Below are 18,826 nucleotides of genomic sequence, written 5' to 3' on the forward strand. Positions count from 1 at the left end.
ACTCCTTGATCAGTCATCGAGACCCGCCTCGCCCAGCCAGTCCCGAGGGCGCAGATAGTCGTCGTAGAGCCGCGCCTCGGGGCTGCCGGGTTCCGGCGTCCAGGCATACTCCCAGCGCGCCAGGGGCGGCATCGACATCAGGATCGACTCGGTGCGCCCGCCGCTCTGCAGCCCGAACAGGGTGCCGCGGTCCCACACCAGGTTGAACTCCACGTAGCGGCCGCGGCGATAGAGCTGGAAGTCGCGCTCGCGCTCGCCCCAGGGGGTCTCGCGGCGGCGGGCCACGATGGGCAGGTAGGCCTCGAGGAAGGCGTCGCCCACGGCGCGCTGGAAGGCGAAGCACTGCGCGAAGCCCCCCTCGTTGAGGTCGTCGAAGAAGAGCCCGCCCACGCCGCGGGTCTCGTCGCGGTGCTTCAGATAGAAGTAGTCGTCGCACCACGCCTTGTAGCGCGGATAGGCGTCATCGCCGAAGGGCGCGCAGGCCGCGCAGGCGACGCGGTGCCAGTGCACCACGTCCTCGAACACCGGGTAGTAGGGGGTCAGGTCGAAGCCGCCGCCGAACCACCAGACGGGCGCCTCCCCCGCCTTCTCGGCGATGAAGAAGCGCACGTTGCCGTGGCTGGTGGGCACGTGGGGATTTTCCGGATGCAGTACCCAGGAGACACCCACCGCATGGAAGCTGCGGCCGGCCAGCTCCGGCCGGGCCGCCGTGGCCGAGGGTGGCAGGCGCTCGCCGAAGACATGGGAGAAGTTGACGCCGCCCTTCTCGAACACGCGGCCGTGCTCGATCACCCGGGAGCGCCCGCCGCCCCCCTCGGGGCGCTCCCAGGCGTCCTCGCGGAAGCCCGCGCCGCCATCTTCGGCGGCGAGGGCCGCACAGAGGCGCTCCTGAAGGTCGAGCAGGTAGGTCTTGACGTCGTCGAGTCGGGCGTGGGCCAAGGCGATCTCCTCGAGGCCGGGCGGGGGAATGTCGGGAATCAGGCGCGCATCAGCTGGCCGGTGACCAGATCGCGGATGGTGCTGGGCCGCTCGAGGCCGCCGAGCTCCCCCTCAACGATGGCATCGAGCCCATCGCCGAAGACCCCGCGGACCTCCTCGGCGCTCATGGCCGGCGGCTCGCTGGCAATGTTGGCCGAGGTGGAAACGATGGGCCCGCCGAAGGCCTCGCACAGGGCCACCACCAGGGGATGGGCACTCACCCTCAGCGCCACCCTGTCGTGGCCGCCGCGCACCAGACCATGGCTGCGGCCGTTGTCGGGCACCAGCCAGGTATTGGGTCCCGGCCAGCTGGCTGCCAGCGGCGCGTGGAGCTCCAGGGGCAGCCCCTCGAGCCAGGGGGCGAACTGGGCGATGCTGGCCGCCACCAGGATCACCCCCTTGGCGGGATCACGCTGCTTGAGGCGCAGCAGCCTCGCCAGGGCCTCGTCGTTGTCCGGATCGCAGCCGAGCCCCCACACGGCCTCGGTGGGATAGGCGATCACTCCACCACGGTGCAGGGCGACAACGGCATGGGCGATCTGACTGGCCTGGCTCATGGGAACTCCTCGGCGGTGGGCAGGCTGGGCTGATGAATGGCCGGGGATTCTATCATGCCCCCGAGAGGCGCACCCAGCCGCCGGCGGCGTGAGCCACCCGCCCCTCCAGTTCGAGTTCCAGCAGGCGCCGCTGGCACTCGGCGATGCCCAGTCCCGAGAGGCCCACCAGGGTATCCACCGGCGTCGGCTGGCCGCTCAGCCAGCGCAGCAGCGGCTCGCCGGACGCGGCGCCCTCCTCCGCCGGGAGCGGGTCTGCTGGCACCCGGGGGCTCGCGGCGGGCAGCCACTGGGTCAGCTCGGCGACGATATCGTCGACCTCGCGTACCAGCACGGCCCCGTCACGGATCAGCCGCAGGCAGCCCCGGGCCTGGGGGTTGTGGATGGAGCCCGGCAGCGCGAAGACCTCGCGGCCCTGCTCGGCGGCCAGGCGGGCGCTGACCAGGGAGCCGCTGCGCTCGGCCGCCTCTACCACCAGCACGCCGAAGGAGAGCCCGGTAACGATGCGGTTGCGCCGGGGAAAGAAGGCCGGCCGCGCCGGAGTGCCGGGCGGATGCTCGGAGAGCAGCAGGCCACCCGGCTCGCGCAGGCGCTCATGCAGGCGATGGTGGCGGGCCGGGTAGACCACGTCGACGCCGCAGCCGAGCACCGCGACGCTGGGCCCGCCCGCCGCCAGCGCCGCCTGCTGGGCGGCGGCGTCGATGCCCAGGGCCATGCCGCTGACCACGCACCAGCCGCGCCCGGCTAGCTCCCGGGCGAAGCTGGCCGCATTGGCCAGCCCCTCCCGGGTGGCACGGCGCGCCCCCACCATGGCCAGGCGCGGCGGCGCGAGCGCGGCTAGGTCGCCCCAGGCCCACAGCAGGGGTGGCGGATCGGGAATCTCGGCGAGCAGGGTCGGCCAGCGAGGATGACCGGGGTGGAGCAGGTGACGATCGGGGGCCGCGGCGAGCCACGCCTCGGCCCGGTCGATCTCAACCGTCAGCGGGCTGCGCCCGGGATGGTCGAGCCACAGGCGCAGCGCCGTGGCGGCCTCCCGGGGCAGTAGCGCCAGCCAGCCATCGGGCCAGGCGGTGGCCGTGGCCGCCAGTTCGGCCAGCCGCGCACCGCCCAGGCCCGGCAGCCTGAAGAGGGCCAGCCACTCCCGGACGCCAGGCCGCTGGGCAGGCATGCGACTACCTCAACGCAGGGCGGCGCCCAGGGCGCGCTCGGGGCTGTGCACGCGATCCCCCACCGAGAGCGAGCGGCTGGCCTTCATCACCAGGCCATAGCTCATCTTCTCGTAGGGCTGGAACACCATCACCAGACCGGCGTCCTCACCGGGCAGGCGCAGCGATTCGCCGGTGCGCGGGTCGCTGACCAGCTCGCCGCGCTGCTCGACCATCAGCACATGGCCGGGCTCGAGGCCGTCGCGGCGCCCGCGGTCCAGCGCCACCACCTGCAGGCGGCCGATGAACTGCACGCCCCCCGGCACCGCGAGAACGGTGCCCTCCACCTCGCGCTCCGGGGCGCGGGGGATGAACTCGGTGACCAGATCGCGCACCTCCAGGGGCAGCACGATGTCGTTGTTGCGCACCTCCTGGCTCGAAGAGGTCACCTCCAGCACCACGATCTCCTCCTCCTGTCGCTCGCGGCGGGCCTGGCCGACACTCTCCAGCTCCAGGCCGAGCAGCTCGCCGCTGGAGGGGTCCAGGAAGCGCTCGCCGACCCGATAGAAGCCGACCCGACCGCTGCCCTCCACCTCCCCGCGGGCATAGAGGCGATCTCCCACGCCGCTCAGCAGGCGGCGATCGTCGCCGCCCACCACATAGGCCAGCTCGTCGAGGGCGTCGGGGTCGTCGACGATGCGGTGGTCGCGCAGGAAGTGGCGGATCGCCTCCAGGGGAATCGGCTCGATCGCCTCTCGGTGGGGAATGGTGCGCATCTCCGGTGAGAGCCGCACCTGGCCCTGGCCGCGCTCCAGCCCCAGACAGGGACGCCCGTTGCAGTCATAGAGGTAGATGACATCGCCCGGGTAGATCAGGTGGGGGTTGCGGATCTGCGGGTTGACCTGCCACACCTCGGGCCACTGCCAGGGGTGGCGCAGGAAGCGCCCGGAGATGTCCCAGAGGGTATCGCCACGCACCACCGTGTAGCGGTCCGGGGCATCGCCGCGCAGGCCATCGTCCCAGGAGAGCCCCTGGGCCAGGGCCTTGCCGGCCCCTCCCCCCAGCGCCAGCGCCACGCCGAGCACCAGCGCCGCCCTGCCTGGCCAGCGGCGCCGCACCTTGCCCTCTTTCATCTGTTTCATCCCTGCTCTCCCCGCGTCGGTTGCCTGGCCCTGACGCGCTCTCATCAAACCCGGCCGGCATGCTATAGTCTTAGGTTATCGACGTGATGTGCATTCGGCGGTTTCTCCACCGAACGCACCCCTCTAGAATAGTGTCATTCTGTAAATGACAGCATAACGGTGAAACCAACGCCATGGCCAAATTACCGATCCTCGAATTCCCCGACGAGCGCCTGCGCACCAGGGCGGCGCCGGTGGAGACGGACGACGACGAGGTCCGTCAACTGGTCGACGACATGCTCGAGACCATGTACGACGCCCGCGGCATCGGGCTGGCCGCGACCCAGGTGAACGTCCACCGACGGGTGATCGTGATGGACGTCAGCGATGCCCAGGACAAGCCGCTGGTGCTGATCAATCCCGAGTACACCCCGATCGGCGACGAGCGCGACCTGATGAGCGAGGGTTGCCTGTCGATTCCCGAGTACTACGCCGAGGTGCCACGGGCGCTCAAGGTTCGCCTCAAGGCACTGGACCGCGACGGCAAGCCCTACGAGCTCGAGGCCGACGGTCTGCTGGCCCATTGCATCCAGCACGAACACGACCACCTCGAGGGGGTGCTGTTCGTCGACTACCTCTCGCCGCTCAAGCGCGACCGGGTGATGAAGAAGATGCAGAAGCGCCACAAGCTGATGCAGCCCGCCTGATTCCTCCGCGAGCTCCCCCCGGAAGGCCGACGCCATGGCGTCGGCCTTCGTCGTTTGCGGCCGGCTCCGTTATCATTGAGGTCATCCACTCCCCGGCCAGGCACGAACCATGTCCCGACCCCACGACTCTCACTCCCTCAGCGTCATCTTCGCCGGCACGCCCGACTTCGCCGCCGAGAGTCTGCAGGCGCTGCTGGACAGCCGCCATCGCGTCATCGCCGTCTACACCCAGCCGGACCGCCCCGCGGGCCGCGGCCGCAAGCTGACGCCGAGCCCAGTCAAGCGTCTCGCCCTCGAGCATGGGCTGCCGGTCCATCAGCCGGAGACCCTCAGGGCCCCCGAGGCCCAGGCCGAGCTCGCCGCCCTGGACGCCGACCTCATGGTGGTGGTGGCCTACGGGCTGATCCTGCCCGGGGAGGTGCTCGAGACGCCGCGGCTGGGCTGCCTCAACGTCCACGCCTCGCTGCTGCCGCGCTGGCGTGGCGCCGCCCCCATCCAGCGCGCCATCGAGGCCGGCGACGCCGAGAGCGGCGTGACCATCATGCAGATGGACGAGGGCCTCGACACCGGTGCCATGCTGCGGGTGCGGCGCACCCCGATCACCGCCACCACCACCGGCGGCGAGCTGCATGACACCCTGGCCGCGCTGGGCGGCGAGGCCATCGTCGAGGCGCTGGACGCCCTGGCAGGCCCGGGCCTTGCGGCCACGCCCCAGCCCGAAGCCGGCGTCACCTATGCCGCCAAGCTCTCCAAGGCCGAGGCCGAACTCGACTTCCGCGAGCCGGCCGCGGCCATGGCCGCTCGGGTCCGCGCCTTCAACCCCTGGCCGGTGGCCTGGTGCGCCTTCGACGGCGACCGCCTGCGCCTGCTGATGGCCGAGGCGAGCGGGCTCAGCGAAGGCGAGGCGCCCGCCGCACCGGGCACCCTGCTCGACCACGACGGCGAGGCGCTGCGCATCGCCTGTGGCCCCGCGGGCGACCAGGTGCTGCGAGTGACCCAGGCCCAGTTGCCCGGCGGCAAGGCACTGCCGGTGAGTGAGCTGCTGCGTCCCCGGGCCGAGCGCTTCGCGCCTGGCCTGCGCCTGGGCCACCATGACGAGGAGGCCTCCGCATGAGTCAGCCCCCCAGCCATCGCTCCCACGAACTGCACCAACGCAAGCGCGGACTGGAGAACGACGGCGGTCTGGCGGTACGCGCCGCTGCGGCCCGCGCCCTGGTGCCGGTGATCACCGGCAAGGGGTCGCTCACCGGCCTCGACGACCACCAGGTGGTGGCCCGTGATCGCGCCCTGTTCAAGGCGCTCTGCTACGGCGCCTGCCGCACCCTGCCCCGCCTCGAGGCGCTGGCCGCCAAGCTGCTGGTCAAGCCCTTCAAGGTGCGCGATGCCGACGTCCAGGCGCTGCTGCTGCTGGGCATCCACCAGCAGCTCTACCTGCGCATCCCGGCCCACGCCGCGGTGGGCGAGACCGCCGGGGCGGCCCGCCTGCTTGGCAAGGAGTGGGCCACCCGGGTGCTCAATGGCTGCCTGCGCCGCCTGCAGCGCGAGGCCGCCGAGCTCCAGGCCGAGGTGGACCGCGACCCGGCGGTGGCGATGCTCCACCCCAAGTGGCTGCTCAAGGCACTGCGCCAGGCCTGGCCCGATGACTGGCGCGCCATCTGCGACGCCAATAACGCCCCAGGGCCCATGACGCTGCGGGTCAACCGCCGCCACGGCGACCGCGAGGCCTACCTGGACCGGCTGGCCGCGGCCGGCATCCAGGCGAGGCTCTGCCTGCACGCCCCGGACGGCATCACCCTGGAGACGCCCTGCGACGTCCAGCTGCTGCCGGGCTTCGCCGAGGGCCTCGTCAGCGTCCAGGACGAGGCCGCCCAGCTCACCAGCGTGCTGCTCGGCCCGGCCCTGGCGCCGCGTCCCGGCGCCCGGGTACTGGACGCCTGCTGCGCCCCGGGGGGCAAGACCAGCCACCTGCTGGAGCTGTTCGACATCGAGATGCATGCGGTGGACAGCGACGCCGAACGCCTGGCTCGGGTCGAGGACGCCCTGGGTCGGCTTGGCCTGGAGGCGCGCCTGGCCCATGGCGATGCCACCGCCCGCGACTGGTGGGACGGTGCGCCCTTTGACGCCATCCTGCTCGACGCTCCCTGCTCCGGCAGCGGCGTGATCCGTCGCCACCCCGACATCAAGCGCCTGCGCCGCCCCAGCGACATTCCGGCGCTGGCCGCCCTGCAGACCCGCCTGCTCGACAACCTCTGGCCGCTGCTGCGCGAAGGCGGCACCCTGCTCTACGCCACCTGTTCGGTGCTGCCGGAGGAGAACAGCGACCAGATCGCCGCCTTCCTTGCGCGCACCCCGGATGCCGAAGTCACCACCCCCGAGGACGTGGCCTGGGGGCGGCCCGCCGGCGCCGGCCGCCAGCTGCTCCCCGAGCTCGACGGTCACGACGGCTTCTTCTATGCCAGACTGAAGAAACGGCCGCAGTGAGCGGCCGACCACCACCCGCGCAGGAGGCATCATGAGCACCCATACCTACAAGCATATCGAGCTGACCGGTTCCTCCGAGGAGGGCATCCAGCAGGCCATCGAGAGCGCCATCGCCAAGGCCGGCGAGACCCTGCACGGCATGCGCTGGTTCGAGGTCATCGATACCCGCGGCCATCTGGAAAACGGCCGCGTGGCCCACTGGCAGGTCACCATCAAGGTCGGCTTCACCCTCGACTGATGGCGTGCTGTTCTTCTCCCCGCGGCTGGTTTAGGCTTGCCGCCATCCTGTTGCGGCGCACAAGAGGCGCCGCGCTCGCTGCCAGCGGACATCAGACTCCATGAAGATCATCATCCTCGGCGCCGGCCAGGTCGGCGGCACCCTGGCCGAACACCTGGCCCGGGAGGAGAACGACATCACCGTGGTGGACACCGACGGTGACAAGCTGCGCGAGCTGCACACCAAGCTCGACATCCGCACCGTGGTGGGGCCCGGCTCCTACCCCATGGTGCTGCGCCAGGCGGGCTGCGAGGACGCCGACATGCTGATCGCGGTGACCAGCCAGGACGAGGTCAACATGATCGCCTGCCAGGTCGCCCACACCCTCTTTCGCACCCCCACCAAGATCGCCCGGGTGCGCGCCACCGCCTACCTGACCCGCAAGGGGCTCTTCGCCCACGAGGCGGTGCCCATCGACGTGCTGATCAGCCCCGAGCAGGTGGTCACCGACCATATCCGCCGGCTGATCGAGCACCCCGGCGCCCTGCAGGTGCTGGAGTTCGCCGGCGGCCTGGTCCAGCTCGTCGCGGTCAAGGCGATCTACGGCGGCCCCCTGGTGGGTCAGGATCTCGCCTTCCTGCGCCGCCACATGCCCAGCGTGGATACCCGGGTCGCGGCCATCTACCGCCGCAACCGGCCGATCATCCCGCGCGGCGACACCGTGATCGAGGCCGACGACGAGGTCTTCTTCATCGCCGCCCGCCGCGATATCCGCGCGGTGATGAGCGAACTGCGCCGCCTCGACCGCGACTTCCGCCGGGTGGTGATCGCTGGCGGCGGCAACATCGGCGAGCGCCTCGCCGAGCACCTGGAGCACAGCCACCAGGTGAAGATCATCCAGCACAACCTTGAGCGCTGCACGGTGCTCTCCGAACGCCTCGACCGCACCGTGGTGCTGCACGGCAGCGCCACCAGCAAGCGGCTGCTGGAGGAGGAGAACATCGAGGAGTGCGACATCTTCTGTGCGCTGACCAACGACGACGAGGTCAACATCATGTCGTCGATGCTGGCCAAGCGCATGGGGGCCAAGAAGGTGCTGACGCTGATCAACAACGCCGCCTACGTGGACCTGGTCCAGGGCGGCGAGATCGACATCGCCATCTCGCCCCAGCAGGCCACCATCGGCAGCCTGCTGACCCACGTGCGACGCGGCGATATCGTCAACGTCCACTCCCTGCGCCGCGGCGCGGCGGAGGCCATCGAGGCGATCGCCCACGGCGATACCCAGTCCTCGAAGGTGGTGGGCCGTGCCATCGGCGAGATCGAGCTGCCCCGGGGCACCACCATCGGCGCCATTGTGCGCGGCAAGGAGGTGCTGATCGCCCACGACGACGTGGTGGTGGCGTCCGGCGACCACCTGATCCTGTTCGTGATCGACAAGCGCCGCATCCGCGACGTGGAGCGGCTGTTCCAGGTCGGCCTGACCTTCTTCTGACAGGGAGTCACCGATGAGCCTGCGCATGATCCTGCGCATCCTGGGGCTGCTGCTGATGCTGTTCAGCCTGACCATGGTGCCGCCGATCCTGATCTCCCTGCTGTTCGGCGACGGCCAGTGGAATGCCTTCGCCATCGCCATCGCCATCACGGTGGTGACCGGTGCCGTGATGTACCTGCCCAACCGGCGCGCGCGCAAGGAGCTGCGCACCCGCGACGGCTTTCTGATCGCGGCGCTGTTCTGGAGCGTGCTGGCGCTGTTCGGCTCGCTGCCGCTGATGCTCACCGGCGACTCGGCGCTCTCCATCACCGATGCGGTGTTCGAGTCCTTCTCGGGGCTGACCACCACCGGGGCCACGGTGATCACCGGCATCGAGCACCTGCCCGAGTCGATCCTCTACTCCCGGCAGCAGCTGCAGTGGCTGGGCGGCATGGGCATCGTGGTACTGGCCGTGGCGATCCTGCCGACGCTGGGCGTCGGCGGCATGGCCCTCTACCGCACCGAGATCCCCGGCCCCCTCAAGGACTCCAAGCTCACCCCGCGCATCACCGAGACCGCCAAGGCGCTGTGGTACATCTACGCCGCCCTGACCGTCACCTGCATGCTGGCCTACATGGCCGCCGGGATGAACTGGTTCGACGCACTGGGCCACAGCTTCTCCACCGTGGCCATCGGCGGCTTCTCCACCTATGACGCCAGCATCGGCCACTTCGACAGCGCCGTGATCGAGATGATCTGTGTGTTCTTCCTGATCGTCTCTGCGGTGAGCTTCAGCCTGCACTTCGTGGCCTGGCGCGAGAAGCGGCTGACCCACTACTTCCAGGACCCCGAGGCGCGCTTCCTGCTGCTCTTCCTGCTGGGCCTGGCGGTGATCACCGTGGTCTCGCTGTGGCTCACCGAGACCTACGGCACCGAGCGGGGCCTGCGCCACGGCATCTTCCAGGTGGTCTCGGTGGCCACCACCGCCGGCTTCGGCGTCGCGGACTTCTCGGCCTGGCCGGGGGCGCTGCCCTTCCTGCTGTTTATGGCCGCCTTCGTCGGCGGCTGCTCCGGCTCCACCGGCGGCGGCATGAAGGTGATCCGCATCATCCTGATCCTCAAGCAGGGGATGCGCGAGGTGATGCGCCTGATCCACCCCAACGCGGTGATCGCGGTCAAGGTGGGCAAGGTGAGCGTACCGGACGGCATCGCCCAGGCGGTGTGGGGCTTCTTCTCGGTCTACGTGATGCTCTTCTTCCTGATGCTGGTGGGGGTGATGGCCACCGGGGTCGACCAGGTCACCGCCTGGTCCACCGTGGCCTCGGCGCTCAACAACCTGGGTCCGGCGCTGGGCGAGGCCTCCAGCCACTACGGCGACCTGCCGACCCTGGCCAAGTGGATCCTGGTGATGGCCATGCTGCTCGGCCGCCTGGAGATCTTCACCGTGCTGGTGCTGTTCACCCCCGCCTTCTGGCGGCGCTGAGGGGATTTGGCCGGCACGGGCCCATCGTGGATAATCGGTCCCTCACACTTTCAGATCGAGCGTCCATGACCGACTCCCAGGACACCGCGATGCCCATCGACTCGCCGGCCGGCGTGACCGGCCCGCGCCGCGTCATCCAGGTGGGCGAGACCCGTTACACCCTGCTGGGCACCGCCCATGTCTCCGCCGAGAGCGCCCAGGACGTGCGCGCCCTGGTCCGTTCCGGCGAATTCGACGCCGTGGCCATCGAGCTGTGCGATGCCCGACACCACAGCCTCGACAACCCGGACGCCCTGCACGACCAGGACCTGTTCGAGATCTTTCGCCAGGGCAAGGCGGGCATGGTGGCAGCGAGCCTGGCGCTGGGCGCCTTCCAGCAGCGCGTCGCCGAGCAGTCGGGCATCGAGCCCGGCGCCGAGATGCGCGCCGCCCTGGAGGAGAGCCGTGAGGCGGGCCTGCCGCTGCTGCTGATCGACCGCGACGTGGGGGTGACCCTCAAGCGCATCTACCACAACGCCCCCTGGTGGCAGCGCTTCTCGCTGTTCTCGGGGCTGCTGGGCAGCGTGCTGTCGCGCCAGGACGTCTCCGCCGCGGAGATCGAGCGCCTCAAGGAGGGCGACGTGCTGGAGTCCACCTTCAGCGAGTTTGCCGCCGAATCCGAGACCCTCTACACGCCGCTGATCAGCGAGCGCGACCGCTACATGGTGCTGCGCCTGGCCGAGGAGGCCCCGCCGGGGCGCTACCGCCATGTCCTGGTGGTGATCGGCGCGGGGCATCTGAAGGGAATGGCCGAGGAGTTCGAGACCCCGCTGCCCGAGGCGCCCACGGCGGAGCGCGAGGCGCTGGAGGAGACCCCGCCGCCTTCGAAGCTGTGGCGAGCGCTGCCCTGGCTGGTCACCGTCCTGGTGCTGACCGGCTTCGCCATCGGCTTCTCGCGCAACACCGAGCTCGGCTGGCAGCTGGTCGGCGAGTGGTTCCTGATCAACGGCGTGCTCTCGGCGGCGGCCACCCTGGTGGCCCTGGCTCACCCCCTGACGGTGGCGGCTACCTTCTTCGCCGCGCCGCTCACCTCGCTCAACCCCACCATCGGCGCCGGCTTCGTGGCCGCCGGGGTCGAGCTCTACCTGCGCAAGCCCAAGGTGCGCGACTTCTCGACATTGCGCCACGACGTCACCGAGCTGAAGGGCTGGTGGCGCAACCGCGTCTCGCGCACCCTGCTGGTCTTCATGCTGGCCACCCTGGGCTCCGCCGCCGGCACCTGGGTCGCGGGCTTCCGTATCGCCGGCGCCCTGTTCGGCAGCTCGCCTTGATCACGCCAGGAGCCCCTAAGGCCCGGGGCTGACCTGGCGACAAGCCTGCGAGGAGGCGCTGTGAATACCTCCATGTACGCTACCGACGCCATCCATGGCGTAGGACCTCCTCTACGGCTTGTCCCCAGCGCCCCTAGCTTTGCGTTATAGCGCTATCCCTTTCGCTCCAGCAGCCGCCGCATCGCCGCCGTCGGCGCTTCGATCTTCTCGAAGCGCCGGCTGGCGGCGTAGCTCTCGTTGAAGGCGTCGAAGTAGTCGTCCAGGGCCTGGGCGGCCGAGTCGTCGCCCCCCTGGCGCAGCAGTTCGGCGGCCACCTCGGCGGTGCACAGATGGGCTGCGGAGGCCGGCTTGCGCAGGCGGTAGCGGGTCAGCCGCTCGCTGTGCAGCGGCAGTACCGGCAGCCGGTCGAGGTAGGGGCTCTTGCGGAAGATGCGCCGCGCCTGGCGCCAGGTGCCGTCCAGCAGCACGTAGACCGGCGTGCGCCCGGCGGCCTTGGCCTCGGCCACGGCGTCGATGCCCACCACCCGTTCGGCGTAGTCCGGCTGGTCGTCCGGAAAGATCACGAAGGGGGCGTAGCGGGGGTCGTCCAGCAGCGCCAGCAGCCGCTCGTCCGGCGCGGTGCGATACCAGGTGAAGACCTCGGTCTCGGGCAGCACGTCACGGATCAGCCGCCCGGTGTTGGTGGGCTTGTGGTGCTCCATGGGGTGGGTCAGCAGCCACACCCGCGCCTCGCTCTCGGCCCTCACCGCATAGGGACAGAGGCAGTTGAGCTCGGGCAGGTGGCAGCCCGGGCAGCGCGCAACGAAGCTGCCCCGGGCCTTGAACTCGCGCCGGGGCGGCCGCGGATGGCCGGTGGCGGGGTCATGGGAAAGCGCGGTTCCGGGGTCATGGGAAAGCGCCCCGTCCAGAGGACGCTCGGCACAGGTGTCAGGGCTGTCGTGCTGCATGGCGGCTACCGCATGGAAAGAGGCGCCGCATTCTAGCACCTCCGCAGGCGCCCTTCAGGAGGCCAGCAGCGTCTCCGGCACCCAGAGCCGTCCCTCGCGCCGCCAGTGGCGCACCAGCGCCGGCACCCCCTTGCCGGCGGGCTGGCTGAGCCGGGTCACCCCGGGCGGCGCCAGCGCCTCGGCCTCGGGGTCCACCAGCACGCGGGGGGCATCGAAGGGCGCGTACTGAAGCAGCGAGGCCGCCGGCATCACGGCAAGCGACGTGCCCACCACCAGCAGCAGGTCCGCTTCGCTGACGATCTCGCAGGCCTCCCCGAAGTGGGGCACCTCCTCGCCGAACCAGACCACGTCGGGCCTGAGCTGGCTGCCCTTGTCGCAGATGTCGCCCAGCTCGATGCCGCCGCGGGGCAGCGGATAGTGCATGCGCCGGTCCACCGTGGAGCGCGCCTTGAGAAGCTCGCCGTGCAGGTGCAGCACGTGGCGGGAGCCGGCCCGCTCGTGCAGGTCGTCGATGTTCTGGGTGATGATGCTGACCCGGAAGCCCTGCTTCTCCAGCGCCGCCAGCGCCTTGTGGGCGGCATTGGGCCGCGCCTGGCGCACCTGGTCGCGGCGCGCATTGTAGAAGGCCAGTACCCGGGCCGGGTCCCGCCGCCAGGCACCGGGCGTTGCCACCTCCTCCACCGGATGATCCGCCCAGAGGCCATCCTCGGCGCGGAAGGTCTGGATACCGCTCTCGGCACTGATCCCCGCTCCGGTGAACACCACCAGATGCGGCGCGCGCTGTTCTGCCATCGACTCTCTCCGCTCGGGGCATCTGAACTACCTGGGCTGAAAATACCACCTGCGGCCGGCTCAGGACCACACGAGGGCTTCGTCGACGAGGTCGAGTCCCGGCTCGGCGTGACGGTGGAGTTCTTCCCGGTGGGCAACCGCACCACCGCCATCAACGCCCTGCGCTTCGAGCAGGTCGATATCGTGCTGGCCGGCCCCTCCGAGTACGTGCTGATGGCCGAGCGGGTCGGCCTGGCGCATCTGGCGGCGCGTCGCACCGACACCCTCTCCGGGGGCCAGCAGCAGCGCGTGGCCATCGCCCGCATGCTGATGCAGGACGCCGAGATCGTGCTGGCCGACGAGCCGGTGGCCAGCCTCGACCCCCGCGCGGGCCGCGAGGTGATGGAACTGCTCTGGTCGGTGGTGCGCGAGCGGAAGATGACCGTGCTCTGCGTACTGCACCAGGTCGAACTGGCCCGGGAGTATGGCGAGCGGCTGATCGGCCTGCGCGCCGGGCGCCTGGCCTTCGACCGCCCCGCCCAGCAGGTCGGTGACCTTGACCTGACCGAGCTCTATCAGACCCAACCGACCCTGGAGACCGAACCGGATGAACCAAGCGTCGTCCCGACACAGCGCCCCGCCCAGGCTTGAACGCCCCTCCCCCATCGCCTTCATCCTACTGCTGGCCTTCGCGGCCTTCTTCATCAGCGGCTTCTCCAGCGCCGATATCCACTCGGATCGCCTGCTGCGCGGGGTGATGAACCTCGGCACCTTCTTCGGCGAGGCCCTGCCGCCGGATTTTGCCCGCTGGGACGTGATCGCCATGGCCATGCTGGAGACCTTCCAGATGGCCATCGTCGGCGTGGTATTCGGAGTGATCCTGAGCCTGCCCATGGCCCTGCTCTGCGCCCGCAACACCAGCCCCCACCCGGTGATCCGGGTGATCGCCCGCAACCTGGTGGCCACCCTGCGCACCGTGCCCGATCTGGTGTGGGCGCTGATCTTCGTGGTCGCCGTGGGGCTCGGGCCCCTGGCCGGCATCCTGGCCATCATCATGGACACCATCGGCTTCTGCGCGCGCTTCTTCTCGGAGCGTATCGAGGAAGTGGACCCCGGCCCCGGCCAGGCCCTGGCCGCCACTGGCGCCTCGCGCAGCGGCGTGGTCTGCGGCGCCATCCTGCCCGAGTGCACGCCGTCGTTCGTGGCCACCAGCCTCTTCTCGGTGGAGAAGGCGGTGCGCAGCGCCGTGGTGCTGGGCCTCGTCGGCGCCGGCGGTATCGGCGTGGAGCTCTCCGCCGCCATGAGCCTGTTCCGCTACGACCAGGCCCTCACCGTGATCCTCGCCATCCTGTTGGTGGTGATCGGCGTGGAGCAGGTCAGCGCCTGGATTCGCAAGCGGGTGACCTGAACACCCCCCTCCATTTCTCTCACCCTTGGCCGCCTCCGGGCGGCCTTTTTCATGGCCGATTCCCCGGACCTTGCTGCCTGGTTACTCGATGCAGGCAACCAAAAAGGCCGGCGGGTTTGCCCGGCCGGCAAGAATCGAATCAGTGCGAGACATACGGTGATGAAAGAGAATCCTGGGCGACTCTCCTGCCGACCCTCACCGCCTGCTGGCGGCGAAGATCGGCAGGGTCATGCGGGATAAAACGTGAAGGAAGCGCTTAGAAGTCGTAGCGGATACCGACGGTGTAGAGCAGGCTGTCGTCGATGTTCTCGCCGCTGACATCCTCGTCAAAGATCTCGGCATAGACGCGCATCGGGCTGAAGCGATAGTCGACGCCGATGGCCCAGGGGTTGCTGCTGCTGATGTCGCCCACGTAGCTGACGTCGTAGACGTCGGCGTAGAGGTTTCCCTGGCCGTAGTTGAAGGTGGCACCCAGGCCGACGATCTCCTTCTTGGCGCTGGCCGATGCCCCCTCGTTCACGGAGCCCAGCTCCTCGTACATGACCCGGGCAGAGAAGTTCGGCAGGAACTTGTACTGGGCGGAGACGCCCCAGATATCCTCGCCGGCGGAGTTGTTGTCACCGCCACCATAGGTCGCGCCGCGATCGGAGACATCCCTGGACTGGTTATAGCCCGCCGCCAGGTAGAGGTCTTCCCAGCTGTAGGTGACCGCCGCCGCCGTGGAGGTGGTGGAGCTGTTGTCCTGAGCGCCCACCGTAGCGTCATTGCCGCTGATGTGCTTGACCTGCACATGGCCCTGCAGGCCATTGAAGGCCGGTGAGGCGTAGGCCACGGTGTCGCCGCGGGAGCTGGTGGAGCCGCTGTCCAGGCTGATGAAGCCATCGTTCTCGTAGACGTCGAACAGGCTGCTGACGGCCTCGAAGTAGACGCTGTCGAAGTTGCCGATGGTCAGGGTACCCAGCTGCTGACTCTTCAGGCCCAGATAGCTGTTGCGAATATCCTTGATGCCATCGTTGTTACGCTCATCCGCATCGAAACGGAACTCCATGCGGGCGAAGGCGCTCAGGTCGCTGTTGAGCTCATGGCTGGCACGGAAGCCGAAGCGCGAGCCGTTGTTCTGGAACTCGCTGCCGCTGGTCTTGTCCGCACCCGGGCTCAGGTCCTGATTCCCGCCAGAGGTGATCATGTAGCCTGGATATTGCACCGGAAATGAAAAAGGCGGCTGAAAATCGGTTATAATTCAAGCTCCTACACAAGAATCAACCGCCTCAGCCGCCATGACAAAATGTACCACGCCGTCCGCCTCCTTTCCACGCTGCAAAGGTCGTCAGATCATCGCCCGTTTTGATGGCGGTGATGTCACTTCTGACGGCGGTATCCTGCTGTTGCGGCAGCTCGATCGCGAGATGGGCCTGACCTGCGCCGTCGCTCGCCGACTCAGCGACGAGCGCGACGCTCAGCGCTGCCTGCACCGCACCGAAACCCTGGTCCGGCAGCGCGTGTTCGGCCTGGCACTGGGCTATGAGGATCTCAATGACCACCATGCGTTGCGTCACGATATCGCCCTGCAGACCGCCGTCGATACCGATGGCGTGCTGGCCAGTCAGTCCACCTTGTGCCGCTTCGAGCAGCAAGCTGACCGGGACTGGGCGATCACCATCCACGAGGAGATGATCGAGCAGTTCATCCGCTCGTTCCGGCGGCCACCCAAGAAGCCGCTCTACCTCGACTTCGATGCTACCGACGATCGGGTGCATGGCCAGCAGCTCGGGCGGCACTTCAACGGCTACTACAACCACTACATCTTCCTGCCGCTGTTCGTGTTCTGTGGCGACCAGCTGCTGGTCAGCTACCTGCGTCCGGCCTCGCTGGATGCCGCTCACCACGCCGGTGCCATCCTCGCTCTGTTGGTCCGGCGGCTGCGCCAGGCGTGGCCTGAGGTGAAGATCGTCTTCCGAGGCGACAGCGGCTTCTGCCGTCCGCTGATCCTCAACTGGTGTGACCGCCATGGCGTCGATTACATCATCGGCCTCGCCGGCAACAAGCGCTTGGCCAAGCTGGCTCTGGACATCGACTACGAATCGGCCATCCGCTTCGAGAAGAGCTGGGAGAAGGAACGTGTCTTCGGCTTCATCGAGTACGCTGCCAAGAGCTGGAAGGAGCGTCGACGAAGGGTGATCGTCAAGTCCGAGACCAGCCGGCGTGGCTTCAACACCCGCTACGTGGTCACCAGCCTGCGCGGCTGCAGCGCCGAGTGGCTCTATGACCACCGCTACTGTGCCCGGGGCGAGATGGAGAACCGCATCAAGGAGCAGCAGTTCCTGTTCTCCGACCGCACCAGCTGCCACGAGTGGTGGCCCAACCAGTACCGGCTACTGCTCTCGGGGCTGGCCTATCTGCTTCTGGAACGACTGCGTCGGATTTACCTCAAGCGCACCGCCTTCGCCCAGGCCCAGGTCAATACCATCCGCCTGAAGCTGCTGAAGATCGGCGCCGTCATCACTCGCAACACGCGCACGATTCGGCTGATGTTGAGCAGCCAGTACCCGGAGCAGGACCTCTTCCTGAAGCTGGCTGGCAAACTGGTGCCTGGGTAGCGCCGCGGCGTGCTGTCCCCGGCACAGAAAACACATGGGGGTTGGGGGCAGTGCGTCTTGAACTCAGTAATTTGATCAATATGTAGCCAATTTCAGGCCCGGAGAGGGATCACACTCTCCGGGCCTGAAACCTGAGAGCGTCTGGCCGGCCCGGTGCAATATCCGGGGTAGTTGATGCGGCCGTAGATATCGACCTTGGTGCCGTCTTGATCGTAGACGGTGGCCGCCTGGGCGACGGCAGAGGTGGACAGCGCGCCGACCACGGCGGTGGCGATAAGGGACTTCTTGAACATGATAGGTTTCCTTGAATGATCTCTTGGGATATGCAAAGGGATGCCTCCTCGCTCGGCGAATAGCGCCGACCTGGAAGACGAGCCATTCGTGGCTTCTTGTTGTATGGCCGAGGACGATATCCCGGGATCATGTCAGGAAGGTGACGATTTCATGCTTGCAGTGAGCTTCACAGAAATGAAAGACGATCAACGTAAGGTGGGACGATATTTCAGCCGGATCTCACATGAAATACGCACTACAAATTGCAGGACTCCACAAGCGCTTCGGCGACACCCTGGCCCTGGGTGGCATCGATCTCGCCCTGCCCCGGGGCCAGGTGCTGGCCCTGCTGGGCCCCTCCGGCTGCGGCAAGACCACCCTGCTGCGCTGCATCGCCGGCCTGGCCGATGCCGATGACGGCGAGATTCACCTCGATGGCGAGTGCGTCGCCGCTCCCGGCCGCCACCTGAGCCCCGACGACCGCCGCCTGGGCATGGTCTTCCAGGACTACGCCCTGTGGCCCCATATGAGCGTCTACCAGAACGTGGCCTTTCCGCTGGAGATGCAGGGGGTGAAGCCCAACGCACGCCGCCCCCAGGTGGAATGGGCGCTTTCGGTGGTGGGGCTTGCCGACTACGCCGAGCGTGCCCCCGGCGCCCTCTCCGGTGGCCAGCAGCAGCGGGTGGCACTCGCCCGGGCCATCGTCGCCAGGCCCCGCCTGCTGCTGATGGACGAGCCCCTCTCCAACCTCGACAAGGGCCTGCGGGAAAGCCTGGCACTGGAGATCCGCGGCCTGATCGAGGAGCTCAGCCTGACGGCGGTGTTCGTCACCCACGACCAGCACGAGGCCTTCGCCCTGGCCGACCGGGTCGCCGTGCTGCAGCAGGGCCGCCTGCAGCAGGTCGATTCGCCGGAGGCGCTCTTCCACACCCCGGCTACGCCGGCCATCGCCGATTTCGTGGACGCCGGCACCCTGCTCGACGGTCGGCTCGATGCTCACGGCCTGGCCATCGCCGACACCCGGCTGCCGATGGCCGCGGCCTGCGGCTACCGAGGCGACGTGCGCCTGCTGCTGCCGCGCCGGGCCCTGCGCCTCTGCGCCCCCGATGACGGCCTGCTTCGAGCGCGCATCACCGGCCGCCTGTTCCAGGGCGAACACCTGTCGCTTCAGCTCACCCTGGCCGATGGCAGCGCCCTCAAGCTGCATGCTTCCCATGCCCCGGAGCGTGGCTGCCAGGTGGGGATCGATCTCGATGTGACCGCCCTGCGCGCCTGGGATGACCGGGCGCACCTGCTCGACCTGATGCCCCACGCCGACGTGACGGCCACCGCCACCGGCTGATTCCGACACTCCCGCTCA

The 18,826-nt window shown here is 68.8% G+C and carries 18 protein-coding genes and 1 pseudogene; 11 read left to right on the top strand and 8 right to left on the bottom strand.

Annotated elements, in window-relative coordinates:
- Positions 1–9: 9 nt before the first annotated feature.
- The 4 genes from hemF to B6N23_RS07390 are packed head-to-tail and all read right to left on the bottom strand — an operon-like array spanning position 10 to position 3,819.
- Positions 10–939: an oxygen-dependent coproporphyrinogen oxidase gene (gene hemF / locus B6N23_RS07375; RefSeq protein WP_305503295.1), complete on the bottom strand. Its 930-nt coding sequence runs from the start codon at positions 937–939 to the stop codon at positions 10–12.
- 38 nt (positions 940–977) lie between these two features.
- Complete coding sequence (gene tsaC / locus B6N23_RS07380; RefSeq protein ID WP_169957450.1) at positions 978–1,535, bottom strand: L-threonylcarbamoyladenylate synthase type 1 TsaC; 558 nt, start codon at positions 1,533–1,535, stop codon at positions 978–980.
- 52 nt (positions 1,536–1,587) lie between these two features.
- Entirely contained in the window at positions 1,588–2,700 is a 1,113-nt protein-coding gene (gene dprA / locus B6N23_RS07385; protein ID WP_305503299.1) for a DNA-processing protein DprA, read from the bottom strand.
- A gap of 9 nt (positions 2,701–2,709) precedes the next feature.
- Entirely contained in the window at positions 2,710–3,819 is a 1,110-nt protein-coding gene (locus B6N23_RS07390) for a LysM peptidoglycan-binding domain-containing protein (protein ID WP_305503302.1), read from the bottom strand.
- Between the two features lie 173 nt (positions 3,820–3,992).
- Here B6N23_RS07390 and def point away from each other — a divergent pair, with 173 nt between their 5' ends.
- From def to B6N23_RS07425, 7 genes are all read left to right on the top strand, one after another.
- Positions 3,993–4,505 carry a peptide deformylase gene (gene def, locus B6N23_RS07395; protein ID WP_305503303.1) on the top strand — a complete coding sequence of 171 codons (513 nt, stop codon included), beginning with the start codon at positions 3,993–3,995 and terminating at the stop codon, positions 4,503–4,505.
- A 109-nt stretch (positions 4,506–4,614) separates the two neighbouring features.
- Positions 4,615–5,619: a methionyl-tRNA formyltransferase gene (gene fmt, locus B6N23_RS07400; RefSeq protein WP_305503305.1), complete on the top strand. Its 1,005-nt coding sequence runs from the start codon at positions 4,615–4,617 to the stop codon at positions 5,617–5,619.
- Positions 5,616–6,986, top strand: a complete 1,371-nt coding sequence (rsmB, locus tag B6N23_RS07405; protein WP_305503307.1) for a 16S rRNA (cytosine(967)-C(5))-methyltransferase RsmB — start codon at positions 5,616–5,618, stop codon at positions 6,984–6,986. The genes fmt and rsmB overlap by 4 nt, the downstream gene beginning before the upstream one ends.
- A 31-nt stretch (positions 6,987–7,017) precedes the next feature.
- Entirely contained in the window at positions 7,018–7,224 is a 207-nt protein-coding gene (locus B6N23_RS07410) for a dodecin (protein ID WP_110068383.1), read from the top strand.
- 100 nt (positions 7,225–7,324) lie between these two features.
- Positions 7,325–8,698 carry a Trk system potassium transporter TrkA gene (gene trkA / locus B6N23_RS07415; RefSeq protein WP_305503310.1) on the top strand — a complete coding sequence of 458 codons (1,374 nt, stop codon included), beginning with the start codon at positions 7,325–7,327 and terminating at the stop codon, positions 8,696–8,698.
- Between the two features lie 13 nt (positions 8,699–8,711).
- A complete protein-coding gene (locus tag B6N23_RS07420; RefSeq protein ID WP_305503312.1) occupies positions 8,712–10,160 on the top strand; it encodes a TrkH family potassium uptake protein in 1,449 nt (482 codons plus the stop codon).
- Between the two features lie 65 nt (positions 10,161–10,225).
- Positions 10,226–11,470 carry a TraB/GumN family protein gene (locus B6N23_RS07425; RefSeq protein WP_305503314.1) on the top strand — a complete coding sequence of 415 codons (1,245 nt, stop codon included), beginning with the start codon at positions 10,226–10,228 and terminating at the stop codon, positions 11,468–11,470.
- 152 nt (positions 11,471–11,622) lie between these two features.
- On the opposite strand, the gene B6N23_RS07430 is transcribed toward B6N23_RS07425, so the two are convergent.
- Complete coding sequence (locus B6N23_RS07430; RefSeq protein WP_305503316.1) at positions 11,623–12,417, bottom strand: tRNA-uridine aminocarboxypropyltransferase; 795 nt, start codon at positions 12,415–12,417, stop codon at positions 11,623–11,625.
- Between the two features lie 54 nt (positions 12,418–12,471).
- Positions 12,472–13,209, bottom strand: a complete 738-nt coding sequence (locus tag B6N23_RS07435; protein ID WP_169957441.1) for an SIR2 family NAD-dependent protein deacylase — start codon at positions 13,207–13,209, stop codon at positions 12,472–12,474.
- On the opposite strand from B6N23_RS07435, the gene B6N23_RS07440 reads away from it, so the two are divergent.
- Both B6N23_RS07440 and phnE read left to right on the top strand, forming a co-directional pair.
- Positions 13,186–13,839 carry an ATP-binding cassette domain-containing protein gene (locus B6N23_RS07440; RefSeq protein WP_379688487.1) on the top strand — a complete coding sequence of 218 codons (654 nt, stop codon included), beginning with the start codon at positions 13,186–13,188 and terminating at the stop codon, positions 13,837–13,839. The genes B6N23_RS07435 and B6N23_RS07440 overlap by 24 nt on opposite strands.
- Positions 13,796–14,596 carry a phosphonate ABC transporter, permease protein PhnE gene (phnE, locus tag B6N23_RS07445; RefSeq protein ID WP_305503321.1) on the top strand — a complete coding sequence of 267 codons (801 nt, stop codon included), beginning with the start codon at positions 13,796–13,798 and terminating at the stop codon, positions 14,594–14,596. The genes B6N23_RS07440 and phnE overlap by 44 nt, the downstream gene beginning before the upstream one ends.
- 256 nt (positions 14,597–14,852) lie before the next feature.
- Here the strand turns inward: phnE and B6N23_RS07450 are convergent, their stop codons facing one another.
- Complete coding sequence (locus B6N23_RS07450) at positions 14,853–15,782, bottom strand: porin (protein ID WP_305503323.1); 930 nt, start codon at positions 15,780–15,782, stop codon at positions 14,853–14,855.
- Positions 15,783–15,873: 91 nt separating this feature from the next.
- Between B6N23_RS07450 and B6N23_RS07455 the strand changes: the two genes are divergently transcribed.
- Positions 15,874–17,193, top strand: coding sequence for an IS1380 family transposase (locus B6N23_RS07455; RefSeq protein ID WP_119023480.1), 1,320 nt, complete (start codon positions 15,874–15,876; stop codon positions 17,191–17,193).
- A gap of 173 nt (positions 17,194–17,366) precedes the next feature.
- Here B6N23_RS07455 and B6N23_RS07460 read toward each other — a convergent pair.
- Positions 17,367–17,486 (bottom strand): annotated as a pseudogene (locus B6N23_RS07460) (porin); the annotation flags it as partial.
- Positions 17,487–17,710: 224 nt separating this feature from the next.
- Between B6N23_RS07460 and B6N23_RS07465 the strand changes: the two are divergent.
- The gene (locus B6N23_RS07465) at positions 17,711–18,808 is read left to right on the top strand and encodes an ABC transporter ATP-binding protein (RefSeq protein WP_305503326.1); all 1,098 of its coding nucleotides are present in this window, start codon (positions 17,711–17,713) and stop codon (positions 18,806–18,808) included.
- Positions 18,809–18,826 lie beyond the last annotated feature (18 nt).

It is taken from the genome of Halomonas alkalicola (assembly GCF_030704205.1).
Lineage (GTDB): Bacteria > Pseudomonadota > Gammaproteobacteria > Pseudomonadales > Halomonadaceae > Halomonas > Halomonas alkalicola.

Bases quoted from the DNA above. Each gene is read 5' to 3' on its own strand.
- tsaC (WP_169957450.1), bottom strand. From the start codon at position 1,535: ATGAGCCAGGCCAGTCAGATCGCCCATGCCGTTGTCGCCCTGCACCGT.
- dprA (WP_305503299.1), bottom strand. From the start codon at position 2,700: ATGCCTGCCCAGCGGCCTGGCGTCCGGGAGTGGCTGGCCCTCTTCAGG.
- B6N23_RS07390 (WP_305503302.1), bottom strand. From the start codon at position 3,819: ATGAAACAGATGAAAGAGGGCAAGGTGCGGCGCCGCTGGCCAGGCAGG.
- def (WP_305503303.1), top strand. From the start codon at position 3,993: ATGGCCAAATTACCGATCCTCGAATTCCCCGACGAGCGCCTGCGCACC.
- fmt (WP_305503305.1), top strand. From the start codon at position 4,615: ATGTCCCGACCCCACGACTCTCACTCCCTCAGCGTCATCTTCGCCGGC.
- rsmB (WP_305503307.1), top strand. From the start codon at position 5,616: ATGAGTCAGCCCCCCAGCCATCGCTCCCACGAACTGCACCAACGCAAG.
- B6N23_RS07410 (WP_110068383.1), top strand. From the start codon at position 7,018: ATGAGCACCCATACCTACAAGCATATCGAGCTGACCGGTTCCTCCGAG.
- trkA (WP_305503310.1), top strand. From the start codon at position 7,325: ATGAAGATCATCATCCTCGGCGCCGGCCAGGTCGGCGGCACCCTGGCC.
- B6N23_RS07420 (WP_305503312.1), top strand. From the start codon at position 8,712: ATGAGCCTGCGCATGATCCTGCGCATCCTGGGGCTGCTGCTGATGCTG.
- B6N23_RS07425 (WP_305503314.1), top strand. From the start codon at position 10,226: ATGACCGACTCCCAGGACACCGCGATGCCCATCGACTCGCCGGCCGGC.
- B6N23_RS07430 (WP_305503316.1), bottom strand. From the start codon at position 12,417: ATGCAGCACGACAGCCCTGACACCTGTGCCGAGCGTCCTCTGGACGGG.
- B6N23_RS07440 (WP_379688487.1), top strand. From the start codon at position 13,186: ATGCGGCGCGCGCTGTTCTGCCATCGACTCTCTCCGCTCGGGGCATCT.
- B6N23_RS07435 (WP_169957441.1), bottom strand. From the start codon at position 13,209: ATGGCAGAACAGCGCGCGCCGCATCTGGTGGTGTTCACCGGAGCGGGG.
- phnE (WP_305503321.1), top strand. From the start codon at position 13,796: ATGAACCAAGCGTCGTCCCGACACAGCGCCCCGCCCAGGCTTGAACGC.
- B6N23_RS07450 (WP_305503323.1), bottom strand. From the start codon at position 15,782: ATGATCACCTCTGGCGGGAATCAGGACCTGAGCCCGGGTGCGGACAAG.
- B6N23_RS07455 (WP_119023480.1), top strand. From the start codon at position 15,874: ATGACAAAATGTACCACGCCGTCCGCCTCCTTTCCACGCTGCAAAGGT.
- B6N23_RS07465 (WP_305503326.1), top strand. From the start codon at position 17,711: ATGAAATACGCACTACAAATTGCAGGACTCCACAAGCGCTTCGGCGAC.